This is a genomic window from Oceanicella sp. (assembly GCF_056449545.1).
This window is the reverse complement of sequence record NZ_JBWOMN010000003.1, coordinates 1-12,344: the sequence shown is the minus strand read 5'-3', so window position 1 is coordinate 12,344 and position 12,344 is coordinate 1. Positions and strand designations below refer to the sequence as shown.

Annotated in this window: 13 protein-coding genes; 4 read left to right on the top strand and 9 right to left on the bottom strand. The window is 72.2% G+C overall.

All coding sequences use genetic code 11. The annotated features are described in order from the left end of the window. The 5 genes from AC1HC7_RS00295 to hpaE all read right to left on the bottom strand — a co-directional run. The coding region (locus tag AC1HC7_RS00295; RefSeq protein ID WP_479498527.1) for an aldolase/citrate lyase family protein at positions 1-864 on the bottom strand (864 nt) is incomplete at its 3' end. A 10-nt stretch (positions 865-874) separates the two neighbouring features. Next, positions 875-1,675 (bottom strand): 2-oxo-hept-4-ene-1,7-dioate hydratase, encoded by an 801-nt coding sequence (hpaH, locus tag AC1HC7_RS00290; RefSeq protein WP_479497230.1) that lies wholly within the window; start codon positions 1,673-1,675, stop codon positions 875-877. Further along, complete coding sequence (locus AC1HC7_RS00285) at positions 1,672-2,544, bottom strand: fumarylacetoacetate hydrolase family protein (RefSeq protein WP_479497231.1); 873 nt, start codon at positions 2,542-2,544, stop codon at positions 1,672-1,674. The genes hpaH and AC1HC7_RS00285 overlap by 4 nt, the downstream gene beginning before the upstream one ends. A gap of 13 nt (positions 2,545-2,557) precedes the next feature. Next, positions 2,558-3,538, bottom strand: a complete 981-nt coding sequence (gene hpaD, locus AC1HC7_RS00280; RefSeq protein WP_479497232.1) for a 3,4-dihydroxyphenylacetate 2,3-dioxygenase — start codon at positions 3,536-3,538, stop codon at positions 2,558-2,560. A 27-nt stretch (positions 3,539-3,565) separates the two neighbouring features. Next, entirely contained in the window at positions 3,566-5,080 is a 1,515-nt protein-coding gene (hpaE, locus tag AC1HC7_RS00275; RefSeq protein ID WP_479498526.1) for a 5-carboxymethyl-2-hydroxymuconate semialdehyde dehydrogenase, read from the bottom strand. A 111-nt stretch (positions 5,081-5,191) separates the two neighbouring features. Between hpaE and hpaR the strand changes: the two genes are divergently transcribed. The 3 genes from hpaR to AC1HC7_RS00260 are packed head-to-tail and all read left to right on the top strand — an operon-like array spanning position 5,192 to position 7,537. Next, positions 5,192-5,680 carry a homoprotocatechuate degradation operon regulator HpaR gene (hpaR, locus tag AC1HC7_RS00270; RefSeq protein WP_479497234.1) on the top strand — a complete coding sequence of 163 codons (489 nt, stop codon included), beginning with the start codon at positions 5,192-5,194 and terminating at the stop codon, positions 5,678-5,680. Between the two features lie 34 nt (positions 5,681-5,714). Further along, positions 5,715-6,743 carry a tRNA dihydrouridine(20/20a) synthase DusA gene (gene dusA / locus AC1HC7_RS00265; RefSeq protein WP_479498525.1) on the top strand — a complete coding sequence of 343 codons (1,029 nt, stop codon included), beginning with the start codon at positions 5,715-5,717 and terminating at the stop codon, positions 6,741-6,743. Further along, the gene (locus AC1HC7_RS00260; protein WP_479497236.1) at positions 6,740-7,537 is read left to right on the top strand and encodes a hypothetical protein; all 798 of its coding nucleotides are present in this window, start codon (positions 6,740-6,742) and stop codon (positions 7,535-7,537) included. The genes dusA and AC1HC7_RS00260 overlap by 4 nt, the downstream gene beginning before the upstream one ends. A 28-nt stretch (positions 7,538-7,565) precedes the next feature. Here the strand turns inward: AC1HC7_RS00260 and AC1HC7_RS00255 are convergent, their stop codons facing one another. The 4 genes from AC1HC7_RS00255 to ccmI form a co-directional block, all read right to left on the bottom strand. Then, positions 7,566-8,249, bottom strand: a complete 684-nt coding sequence (locus AC1HC7_RS00255; protein WP_479497237.1) for a retropepsin-like aspartic protease family protein — start codon at positions 8,247-8,249, stop codon at positions 7,566-7,568. Between the two features lie 165 nt (positions 8,250-8,414). Beyond that, positions 8,415-8,651, bottom strand: coding sequence for a DUF1289 domain-containing protein (locus tag AC1HC7_RS00250; RefSeq protein WP_479497238.1), 237 nt, complete (start codon positions 8,649-8,651; stop codon positions 8,415-8,417). After that, positions 8,648-9,175, bottom strand: coding sequence for a Holliday junction resolvase RuvX (gene ruvX, locus AC1HC7_RS00245; protein ID WP_479497239.1), 528 nt, complete (start codon positions 9,173-9,175; stop codon positions 8,648-8,650). Before ruvX ends, AC1HC7_RS00250 begins: the two co-directional genes overlap by 4 nt. Then, positions 9,172-10,491, bottom strand: coding sequence for a c-type cytochrome biogenesis protein CcmI (gene ccmI, locus AC1HC7_RS00240; RefSeq protein WP_479497240.1), 1,320 nt, complete (start codon positions 10,489-10,491; stop codon positions 9,172-9,174). Before ccmI ends, ruvX begins: the two co-directional genes overlap by 4 nt. Before the next feature lie 496 nt (positions 10,492-10,987). Between ccmI and AC1HC7_RS00235 the strand changes: the two genes are divergently transcribed. Continuing rightward, positions 10,988-12,232 carry a sarcosine oxidase subunit beta family protein gene (locus AC1HC7_RS00235; protein ID WP_479497241.1) on the top strand — a complete coding sequence of 415 codons (1,245 nt, stop codon included), beginning with the start codon at positions 10,988-10,990 and terminating at the stop codon, positions 12,230-12,232. Positions 12,233-12,344: the final 112 nt, after the last annotated feature.

Sequence of the window (12,344 nt, the reverse complement as noted above, 5' to 3'; positions counted from 1 at the left end):
GGGGGCGATGGGGGGGGCTGGGGTTGGCGACAGGGGCGCGCCTCGCCGCCCCCCCCCCCCCGCAGCCCCCCCGCCGTCAATCGCCGCCGGTCCTCGTCCGGCGCGGTAGCGCGCGGCGAGGTCGGCGGCGGCGCGCGCGTACAGCGCCGCGTCGCCGCCGACGCCGATCATGGTGGCGCCCAATTCGCGGCAGCGGGCGATCAGCGATTCATCGCCGGTCATCACCCCCGCCGCCTTGCCCGCGGCGACGATGCGCGCGGTGGCGTCCTCGATCGCCGCGCGCACCTCCGGCGCCGCCGGGTTGTCCAGATGCCCCAGCGAGGCGGCGAGATCGGCGGGGCCGATGAACACCGCGTCCAGGCCCTCGACCGCGAGGATGGCGTCGAGATTGTCGAGCCCGGCCCGGCTTTCCAGCTGCGCGATCAGGCAGATCTGCGCGTCCGCGGTGGTCACGTAATCGGCGATGCCGCTGAAATGCGAGGCCCGCGCCCCCGCCGCCCCGACGCCGCGCACGCCGTGGGGCGGGTAGCGGGTGGCGCGCACGAGGCCTTCGGCCTGCGCGGCGCTTTCCACCATGGGGATCAGCAGCGACTGGGCGCCGATGTCCAGCAGGCGCTTGATGATCCAGGTCTCGCCGATGGGGGCGCGCACCACCACGTTGGACTCCGAGGCCTCCAGCGTCTGCAACTGCCCGGCCAGCGCGCGAATGTCGTTGGGCGCGTGTTCGCCGTCCAGCAGCAGCCAGTCGAACCCGGCCCGCGACGGCAGCTCGGCGGCGTAGGGATCGGCGAGCGAGATCCAGAATCCAAACTGTTCGCGCCCGGCGGCGAGGGCGGCTTTCAGGCGGTTTTCGGGGGCGGGCATGGCGGTCTCCTCAGGCGAAATGGATGCCGATGGTCCCCAACGGACCGAAATCGGCGGTGACGGTGTCGCCGGGGCGGGCCTCCACCGGGCGGATGAAAGACCCCGACAGCACGATCTGCCCGGCCTCGATCCCCTGCCCGCGGCGCGCCAGCCGGCAGGCCAGCCAGGCGACGGCCCGCGCCGGGTGGTTGAGCACCCCGGCGCCGAGGCCGGTTTCCTCCACCCGGCCGTTCAGCGCCACCGCGGCGCCGGCCCGTCGCAGGTCGATCGCGTCCGGGGGCATGGCCCGCCCGCCGGTGACGATCCCGGCATTGGCGGCGTTGTCGGCGATGGTGTCAAGCACGCTGCGCCGCGCGCCGGTGGCGGGATCGGCGCGCAGGATGCGGGTGTCGAGGATCTCCAGCGCCGGGGTCACGCAGCGCGTGGCGGCGAGCGCGTCGAACATGGTGACATGCTCGCCTCTCAGCGAGGTTTCCATGACGAAGGCGATCTCGGCCTCGACCCGGGGCTGGATGAAGCGGTTTTCCGGGACCGTGGCGCCGTCGTCGAAGGCCATGTCGTCGAGCAGCACGCCGCTGTCGGGGATGTCGATGCCGAGCGCCGCCTGCATGGCCCGGGAGGTGAGTCCGATCTTCCAGCCGATCGGGCGCCGCCCGGCGGCGATCCTGCGCGCCACGAACGCGTCCTGCACCGCGTAGGCGTCGTCCATGTCCATACGCGGGTGGGCCAGCGACAGCAGCCCGATCTGCCGGCGAGTCCGCTCGGCCTGCTCCAGCGCCAGCGCGGCGGCGGCGATGGACTCGGGCGTCATCGCGCCGGGTCGTCCGCGACCGGGTTGCGCAAGGCGCCGATGCCCTCGGCGGCGACCTCGACCACGTCGCCGGGTTTCAGCCAGACCGGCGGGTCAAGCCGCGCCCCGGCGCCGGTCGGGGTGCCGCAGACGATCACGTCGCCGGGGGTGACGGTGGCGAAGGTCGAGACGTATTCGATGATCTTTCGAAACGAGAAGATCATGCGCGCGGTGCGATCGCTTTGTCGCAGTTCGCCGTTGACGCGGGTGGTGAGCGCGATGTCGGCGATCTGGCTTTCGTCGTCATAGGGGACCAGCCACGGCCCCATCGCGCCGCTGGCGTCGAAATTCTTGCCTTGCGTCACGTTGAACTTGGCGTGGCGCACCCAGTCGCGCAGCGTGCCCTCGTTGCACAGCGTCAGCGCCGCGACGTGATCGAGCGCCCGGGCCTGGGCGATGCGCCGCCCGGCCTTGCCGATGACGACGGCGATCTCGCCCTCGTAATCAAGCTGTTCGGATTCGCGCGGGCGGATCAGCTTCTGTCCGTGGCCGACGAAGCTGCGCGCAAAACGCACGAACAGCGAGGGGTTGGGCGGCGCCGCCTTGCCGTCCTTGTATTCGGCGTTGCGGTCCGGGTAGTTCACCCCGACGCAGATGATCTTTTCCGGCGCCGGGATCGGCGGCGCGAAGGCGATGTCCTGCAACGGGATGTCGGTCGGCAGCCCGGCGGCCTCCTCGGCCAGCCGCGCCAGCGCGCCCGCCCCAACCACCTCGCGCAGGGTCGGCCATTCGGGGTGGCGGGGCGACAGGGCGACCATGCCTTCCGCCCGCGCGAGCCCGTATTTCAGCGCCCCGTCATGGGTGAAGGCGGCGATATGCGGGCGGGTCATGGCGGGGGTCCTTTCAGGGGGCGATGATCGGCTGGGCGGCGAGCGTCGGGTCGGTCTGGGCGGCGCCGGTGAAATCCGTGCCCTCCTGAAACCAGCTTTTCGGGGCCGGGGCCCCCCACAGGGTCTGGCGCTGGGGGTCCTTCAGATCCCATCTGATCGGTTCGTGATCCGGATCGACGGTCTGGTAGTCGGAGGCGTAGATCTCGATCCGGTGTCCGTCCGGGTCGCGCACATACAGGAAGAACGCGTTGGAGATGCCGTGGCGCCCGGGGCCGCGCTCCATGTTGGCGAGATGCCCGGTGGTGGCCATCAGATCGCACAGATCGATGATGTGGAGCGGGTTGGCGACCCAGAACGCGGCGTGATGCAGGCGCGGGCCGCGCCCGTTCGTGAAGGCGATGTCATGAACGCCGCCCTTGCGGTGCATCCACGCGGCCCAGAGCCGGCCGCTGTCCTCGTCCTCGGTATACTCGGTCACCCGGAAGCCGAAATCATTGTAAAACTCCACCGAGGCGTCCACATCGGCGGAAAAGCAGTTGAAATGGTCGATGCGCAGCGGCCTTGCGCCGCGATGGAGCGCGTAGGTCTGGTGGATCGGCGGCAGGCGGTCCATGGCGTGGTGAAATTCCAGCGGCACGCCCGCGTGATCGCTGGTCAGCAGGGTGCGGCCCTGAAACGGGCGCTCGACCCAGGCGACGGGGCGGCCGCGCGCCGCGAACCAGTCCCGCGCCAGGTCGAGATCGGGTTCGGACCAGAGCTTGAATCCCAGCGCGTTGGCCGAGGCCGCCGCCCCCTTGCGCAGCACGATGCAGTGATGGGCGCGCTCCTCCATGGCGCGCAGCCACACCGCGTCGCCGCTGGCATGGGTGACCTGAAGGCCCAGCACCGCCTCGTAGAAACGGCGCGAGGCGGCGAGGTCCGCGACCACGAATTCCACATGGGAGAGGCGCACCACGTTGAAGGGCGGCGACAGGTTGGGCGCGGGGACGGGCATCGTCGGATCCTTGTCGGCGGCGGCGGCTCAGCCGCCGAGTTTCGGGATGGCGCGCGGCGTGGAGGCGAAGGCGGCGTTTTTCGTTTCCATGTAGAAATCGAACGACCAGTCGCCGCCGTCCCGCCCGACGCCCGAGGCTTTCGCGCCGCCGAAAGGCGCCGGCAGGTGGCGGAGATTCTCGGAATTCACCCAGATCATCCCGGCCTCCATGGCGTCGGAGACGCGCAGCGCCCGGGTGAGGTCACTGGTCCAGAGATACCCCGCCAGCCCGTAATCGCTGTCATTGGCCAGGGCCAGCGCCTCGGCCTCGTCGGCGAAGGGCATGGCGGCGAGCACCGGGCCGAATATCTCCTCGCGCGCGATGCGCATGTCGTTGGTCGCGTCGGCGAACAGGGTCGGGGCCACGTAGCAGCCGCCGCCCGGGCCCTGCGTCTTGCCGCCGGCCAGCAGGGTCGCGCCCTCCGCCTTGCCGATGTCGATGTAGTCGAGCACCTTTTTTTCGTGCTGGGGATGGATCAGCGGGCCGATGACCGTGGCGGGATCCAGCGGATGGCCGACCCTGATTCGGCGCGCGATCGCCGCCACCCGGGCGGTGACCTCCGCGTAGACCGGGGCTTCGACCAGCAGGCGCGAGGACGAGGTGCAGCGCTCGCCGTTCAGCGAGTAGATCATGAAGGCGGCGGCCGCGGCGGCGCGGTCCAGATCGGCGTCGGCGAACACCACCACCGGGTTCTTGCCGCCGAGTTCGAAATGCACCCGCTTCAGCGTGTCCGCGCCCTGGCGCATGATGGCGCTGCCGGTGCGCCCTTCGCCGACAAAGCCGATGGCCTTGATGGCGGGGTGTTCGGTGAGCGCGCGCCCGGCTTCCTCGCCCAGCCCGTTGACCAGGTTCCAGACCCCGGGCGGCAGGCCGGCCTGCTCGGCGATCTCCACCAGCAGCCTTGCGGTGAGCGGCGACAGCTCGGCGGGCTTGTGCACGATGGTGCAGCCGGCCGCCAGCGCCGGGGCGATTTTCCAGGTCGACAGCATGAACGGCGTGTTCCAGGGGGTGATCACGCCCACCGGGCCGATGGGGACGCGCGAGGTGATGTTGATCTGCCCCGGCGCGCGCAGGGTCCGCCCGTCGCGGGCCTCGGGCGCGCGATCGGCGAAGAAGCGGAAATTCTCGGCCCCGCGCAGCGCCGCCTTGGCCATGAAGCGCAACGCCTGCCCGGTGTCCATGCATTCGATCAGCGCGATCTCGTCGGCGCGCGCGACGATGCCGTCGGCGATGGCGTGCAGGATGGCGCGCCGCGCGTCGCCCGCCAGATCGCGCCAGGCGGGGAAGGCGTCGCGCGCGGCGCGGGCGGCGCGGTCGACATCCGCGGCGCCGGACCGCGCCAGCCGGGCCAGCGGCTGCAGGTCGACGGGGGACATCACCTCCAGCGTCGCGCCGGACTCCGCCGGGACCGCACGCCCGGCGATGTGGTTGAGCACGCCGTCGCGGGCGAATCGCGCCAGATGCCCTTCGGCGCGGCGCTGGTTGTCGAGCAGGGCGGACATGGGCGGTTCCCGTGCGCTGGCGATGTTTTTAACAGGTTAAGTAAATTCCGGCGCCTGTCAAGCGCGCCGCGCGCCGTATAAGGGTTTCGGGATCGGATGGCGGAGACCCTCATGACGGCTGACGACATTCCCGAACCTCGCGAAGCCGGGGCGAAGCTGCGCAGCGCCAAGCGGTCGCTGCCGATCGCGCTGCTGCGCGCGCGCGAATCGGTGATGGCGCGGTTTCGCCCGATCCTCGCGGCGCAGGACGTGACCGAGCAGCAATGGCGGGTGCTGCGGATTCTGGCCGAGGAGGGCGGGCTGGACGCCTCGGACGCGGCGCAGCGCGCGGCGATTCTGGCCCCGAGCCTGTCGCGGATCATCACCAGTCTCGAATCCCGCGGGCTGATCGCGCGCGGCCGCGACCGGCGCGACGGGCGCCGGGTGCGGCTGCGGATCACCGGGGCGGGGCGCGCGGTGATCGCCGCGGTGTCGCCGGGCTCCGAGGCGATCTACGCCGATATCGAGGCCCGCTTCGGCGCGGCGCGGCTCGACGCGCTGCTGGCGCTGCTGGACGAACTGATCGACGCGGCCCGTCCAGAGACGCCCGGCGACGGTTGACAGCGGGGCCGGGGCGCGCGCAAGGATCCGGGTCATGAGCTTGAACGCCCCCTCTGCCCGCGAGGCCGCCCGCGCCGCGCGCCGCCTGTCGGTGGCCCCGATGATGGACTGGACCGACCGCCATTGCCGCCGCTTCCACCGGCTGCTGAGCCGGCGCGCCATGCTGTACACGGAAATGGTCACCGCCCCCGCGGTGCTGCGCGGCGACGCGGCGCGGCTGCTGGGGTTTTCGACGGCGGAGCGCCCGGTGGCGCTGCAGCTCGGCGGCGCGGTTCCCGGGGACCTGGCCAAGGCCGTGCGCATCGCCTGCGCCCATGGCTATGACGAGATCAACCTCAATGTGGGCTGCCCCTCGGACCGGGTGCGCTCGGGGGCGTTCGGGGCCTGCCTGATGAAGACCCCGGGGCTGGTGGCCGACTGCGCGGCGGCGATGATTGACGCCTCGGAGGCGGCGGGCGGGCCGGAGATCACGGTGAAATGCCGCATCGGCGTCGATGATCAGGACCCGGCGACGGCGCTGCCCGGCTTCATCGACGCGGTGGCCGCCGCCGGGGTGACCGGCTTCGCGATCCACGCCCGGAAAGCCTGGCTCGAAGGGCTGAGCCCGAAGCAGAACCGTGACGTGCCGCCGCTGGATCACGATCTGGTCGTGGCGATGAAGCGCGCGCGCCCGGATCTGGAGATCGCGATCAACGGCGGCGTCGCCTCGCTGGATCAGGCCGAGGCGCTGCTGGCGCGCGGGCTGGACGGGGTGATGATCGGGCGGGTCGCCTATCACGACCCGGTGCGGATCCTGGCGCAGGCGGATCGGCGGATTTTCGGGCAGGAGGTCGCCGACGCCGACCCGGTGGACGCCATTCGCGCCATGCTGCCCTATGTCGAGGCGGAACTGGCCCGGGGCGCGCGGCTGGGGCAGATCGCCCGGCACATGCTGGGGGCCTTCGCCGGGCGGCCGGGCGCGCGGCGCTGGCGGCGGGTGATCTCCGAGGGCGCGCATCGGCCCGGCGCCGGGCCGGAAGTGCTGGAGGCGGCGCTCGACGCGGTTGCGCCGGTGGCGGCGTGACCCGGGCGGCGGCGTTTTTCGAACGGGGCTGGACGGGGTTTGCGCCGGACCCGGCGCTGGCCGACTGGGTGCGCGCGGCGGCGCCGGTCGCGGCGCGGGTCGCCGCCGATCCGGCGCAGCGGGCGCGCTGGCTGCGCTGCGGCGGCGCCTGGTTTGCGGGGGTCAATGCGCTTGACAACGACGCGCGCGGCGCGGTCGCGGGCGGACCGCCGCTTTCGGGCGCGCCGATGGATTTCGCGGCCCGGGATCTGGGGCTGGGCCCCATCGCGCTGGACCGGGCGCAGGTCTCGGTCTGCTATCCGGGCTATCCGCAGCCCTGGGAGGGCGAGACCGAGGCCGCGTTCGGCTTTCGCCTGAAGCGCGACGCGGCGCATGTGGACGGGCTGCGCCCCGTGGGCGCGGCGCGCCGGCGGGTGATCGGCGAGCGCCACGGATTCGTGCTCGGCCTGCCGCTGAACGCGGCCGATCCGGGGGCCGCGCCGCTGGTGGTCTGGGAAGGGTCCCACGAGGTGATCCGCGCCGCCCTGCGCGCGGCGCTGGCCGGGCGCGCGCCCGCCGACTGGGGCGCGGCGGACATCACCGAGGCCTACAAGGCGGCGCGACGGGTGTGTTTTGACACGCTGCCCCGGGTGGAGGTGACGGCGCGGCCGGGCGCCGCCTATATGCTGCACCGGCTGACCCTGCACGGGGTGGCGCCGTGGCGCGCGCCCGCCGCTGACCCGCGCATGATCGCCTATTTCCGCCCGGAGCCGGACCGGCCGCCGGACTCGGACTGGTGGCTCGCCGACCCCTGACCGCGGGCCGCTTGCGCCAACGAAGCAATCAGTTTTTCAGGATGACCTTGTCGCCGCGAAACGACACCTCCGACAGCGCGTTCAGAAAGCTCATGCCGAGCAGCCCCGAATACAGCGCCCCGCGCTGGGCGATGCCGGCGCGCACGTCGCGAAGCTCCACATTGCCGATGCGCACGCTTTTCAGCGTGATGGGCGCGATGCTGGCGCCGCCGTTGGCGGTGGTGATCGGGGTCGAGAAATCCAGCTTGGTCATGTCGATGCCGATCGCCTCGGCGTCCTCGTAGCGCAGCAGCACGATGGAGGCGCCGGTGTCGATCAACAGCCCGACCTCGCCGCCGCCGATGCTGGCGAGGGCGCGGAAATGGCCGTCCCAGGTGCGGGTGATCTCGATTTCGCCGGGGGCGCGGGCCAGCGCGATCACCGGATCGGTGCGCCCCAACGCACGCTGATAGGCGGCGGCGATCTCGGCGCGGTGGCTGTAGCCGCCGACGATGGTGGCGAAGGCCACGACCCAGACGGTCAGCGCCACGGACAGGCGGCGATAGCTGGCGAACTGGCGCAGCATCGGGGTCAGGACCGCCAGCGTCACGGCGAAGCCGGCGTAGAACATGCGGGCGTCGTCCCCGACCCCGGGCAGCAGCCGGGGCAGCGCGAAATACAGCGCCAGAATGACCAGCAAGGCCGACAACAGCCGGATCAGCACCAGATGCATGCGATGCGATCTCCTTCCTCTGGTCGCAGCCCGACGAAAATCTTCGGTGTCCGGCTGGGAGGCTATGGGAAATTGAACCAGAACTCGACGCAAATCATGATTTTTATATGGGTTTGGGCGTGAAAATTCGCTTAATCGCCTGAGAAGCCGGCGCCGGGGCGCGGATCAGGGGCGCCGGCGCCGGCGGGTCGAGGGGCGGGCGTTCGCGCCCTTCAGCAGCGCGGCCCGGGCGGGCAGGGCGGCGGAGATCTCGCGCCGCTCGGCGTCGCTGTAGCGCGACCAGGCGGCGATCTCGGCGCCGGTGCGATGGCAGCCCACGCAGATCCCGGCGCCGGGATGGATGACGCAGATCTTCACGCAGGGGCTGTCGATCTCGTCGCGGGTCCAGACATCGTCGGTCACGGGCGCCCCCCGGCGTCGCGGGCCAGAAAGGCCAGACGGTCCAGCGCGCCCTGCAGGATATAGGCGGCCGCCACGTGGTCGATCACCGCGGCGCGGCGCTTGCGCGAGGCGTCGGCCTCCAGCAGCGCGCGTTCGGCGGCGACGGTTGACAGGCGTTCGTCCCACAAGGCGATGGGCGCGTCGGTGAGGCGCGAGAAATTGCGCGCGAAGGCCCGCACCGACTGGGCGCGGGGGCCCTCCTCGCCGGTCATGTTGAGCGGCAGGCCCAGCACGTAGCCGCCGATGTCCCGGTCGATGGTGAGCGCGATCAGCGCCTCGGCGTCTGGGGTGAACTTGCGGCGCCGGATGGTGTCGAGCGGGCTGGCGACCACGCGGAACCCGTCCGACACCGCCACGCCGATGGTCTTTTCGCCGTGATCCAGCCCCACCAGCTGCGCCCCGGGCGCCAGACCGGCGGCCAGGGCCTCGAGCGACACGATCCCGCCGCGCGGCGCGACGCCGTCCGGGGGCCGGCCCGCGGTCATTCGCCGGAGTCCCCGAGCACGCCGGCGCGGCGCGCGGCGGGGCGGATGGCGTCGAGCGTCTCGGGCTTGTCGGCGAAGGCGAGCTTGGCGTCGGCCCAGATCCGGGCCGCGTCATCGGGGCGGTCGAGCACCCCGTAGGCGGTGATCAGGCGCGACCATTCCTCGGGCGCGCCGCCCTCGCTGGCGATGCGGTCCTCGAGCTGGGCGACCATGCCCCGGATCATGTCCTGACGCGCTTCGGGGGTCATTTGCGCCGCCGCCGCCACGTCCTCGCCGCTGGGGCCGGGGGCCCCGGGATCGGCGGGCGGGCGGCCGGTGGAGAAACGGGCGCCGGGGGCCTCCTGGGCAAAGGGCGGCAGGGTCGTGCCGGTGCGCGCCGCCAGCTGGTTCAGCTCGGCGCGCACCATCGGCGCCCAGGGCGCGCCCGCGGGCGCGTCGCGCAGCAGCTTCAGCCACAGCGAGATCGCAAGGTCCGAGCGCCCGTTCTGGGACAGGGACAGCCCGGCGTAGAACCGCGCCGAGGAATGCGTGGGGTCAAGCTCCAGCGCCCGCGAAATGGCGGCCTCCGCCTCGGGCGAGACATAGCCGCGCGCCGCCAGGATCATCATCTCGCCGGTCTCGGCGTAATCCTCGGCCCCGGCCTTGTCGCCGAGCAGCGCCAGCACCCGGTCCTGCGCGGCCCGGGCCTCGGGGAAATCACCGAGGCGGCGCAGGGAGTTGACCAGCAGGCGATAGCCGCGCAGGTCGTCGGGGCGGGTCTCCATCACCTTTTGCAGCTTGGCGACCAGCTCGCGCATCTGCGCCTCGTCGGGCGCCAGCGGCGCGGCGGGGTCGGTCGCGGGCTCGGCGGCCATCTCGGCGACGCGGCGTTCGGCTTCCGCCTGGCCGATGCGGTCGCGCGCGGCGAGGCGGATGTCCTCGAGCCGCTGCACCAGCGGCTGATCCACGGCGCCGGTGGTCCCGAGCCCCAGATACAGCGCCCCGCCGCCGGCCAGCGTCGTCAGCGCCAGCGCCGCCGCGGCGATCATGGAGGCGCGGCGCGGGGCGGCGGCGGCGGCGGCGGCGCTTTCGGCTTCCGCGGCGGCGGCGAGCAGGCGGCGGGACACCTCGACGCGGGCGCTCTCGGCCTCGGAAGGGGCCAGAATCCCGCGCTCCACATCCTGATCCAGCGCCGCGAGCTGATCGCGAAACACCTGCATGTCATGCGCGGCGCGCGGGGCCGCGCCGCCGCGCCCGGCCAGCAGCGGGCGCCCCACCGCCCAGGCGGTGGCGAGGGCGACCAGAACGGCGGGGACGACGAAGGCCCAGAATTCCATATCAAGCTCCGTTGCGGCGACGACCGGCCCCGGCGCGAACCAGCGGCGAGCGGCGCCGGATTTCGCGCGAACCTATCCCCCCGGCTTCGCCGCGTCCATGCGGCGCGCATGCGCGTTCGCGTGGGCGCGCGGGTTTCGCGCAGATGTCGCGCAGTTGAGCCGATTTGGGGGCGGCGGAAGGCGGCTTCAAGGGCGGGGGCGGTTTTTGCGACGCCCGCGGGGGGCGCAGGCGGCAGCGCGCGCGGGCGCGGCGGCATGGCGGGCGTGGCGGGCATGGCGGGCGTGGCGGGCGCGGCGGCATGGCGGGCTGTCGCGTTTGGCGGATCAGGGGACGCATTTCGTCACGTGACCGCGCTCCGCCTGGCGCATAGCTCGGCCAGCGATGCGCGCATGTCTTGCGATTCGATCCGATCGCCGCTCTGATCGCAACACCCGGTCGCACCGATCGTTCGCAACCAGCCGCGCGCGCCGCGGCCGCCGCATGGAGACGCCGCCAATGGCCCGCTATTCCGCATTCGCCATCGCAAGGCAGGCGCTGTCGCACCATCAGGGCTGGGAGCGCGCCTGGCGATCCCCCGCGCCGCGTCAGGAATACGACGTGGTGATCGTCGGCGGCGGCGGCCACGGGCTGGCGACCGCCTATTACCTGGCGAAGAATCACGGCGTGACCAATGTCGCGGTGCTGGAGAAAAGCTGGCTGGGCGGCGGCAACACCGGGCGCAACACCACGATCATCCGCTCGAACTACCTTCAGGACAGCTCGGCGGCGATCTACGAACTGGCGCGGGGGCTGTATGAGGATCTCAGCCAGCAACTGAATTTCAACATCATGTTCAGCCCGCGCGGCGTGCTGATGCTGGCCCAGACCGAACACGAGAAGCGCGCCTGGAACCGCACCTGTCATTCCAACCGCCTGAACGGCATCGAGAGCGAGCTGGTCAGCCCGGCGCGGATCCGCGAACTGGTCCCGATCATCAACATCGACGGCCCGCGCTACCCGGTGCTCGGCGGGCTGTGGCAGCCGCGCGGCGGCACCGCGCGCCATGACGCGGTGGCCTGGGCCTATGCGCGGGGGGCCTCGGATCTGGGCGTCGACATCGTCCAGCAATGCGAGGTCACGGGGATCGACGTGGCGGGCGGCAAGGTGACCGGGGTGCGGACCTCGCGCGGGGCGATCCGCACCGGGAAGCTCTGCGTCGCGGTGGCCGGGCATTCCGGCGTGATGGCCGAGATGGCCGGCTTTCGCCTGCCCATCGAATCGGTGGCGCTGCAGGCGCTGGTCTCCGAACCGATCAAGCCCTGTCTCGACTGCGTGGTGATGGCCAACACCGTGCATGGCTACATGAGCCAGTCCGACAAGGGCGAGATGGTGATCGGCGGCGGCTCGGACGGGTTCAACAACTACACCCAGCGCGGCTCGTTCCACCATGTCGAGGAAACCGTGCGCGCGCTGGTGGAGACCTTTCCCATGGTCTCGCGCCTGAAGATGCTGCGCCAGTGGGGCGGAATCGTCGACATGACCGGCGACCGCTCGCCGATCATCGGCAAGATGCCGGTGGAGGGGATCTATTTCAACTGCGGCTGGGGCACCGGCGGGTTCAAGGCGATCCCCGGTTCGGGCTGGGCCACCGCCGGGCTGCTGGCCAATGGCGAGGACCCGATCGCCGGCCCTTTCGGGCTGGAGCGTTTCGCGGAGGGCCGCATGATCGACGAGAGCGTCGCCGCGGCGGTGGCGCATTGACGGGGCGCATGACGGGGCTCGGGACGGGGCGCATGGCGGGGCTCGGGACGGGGCGCATGACGGGCGTCGCGGGCCTGGCCGGGCAGGGCGCCGGCGCGCCTGCCGGCGGGCG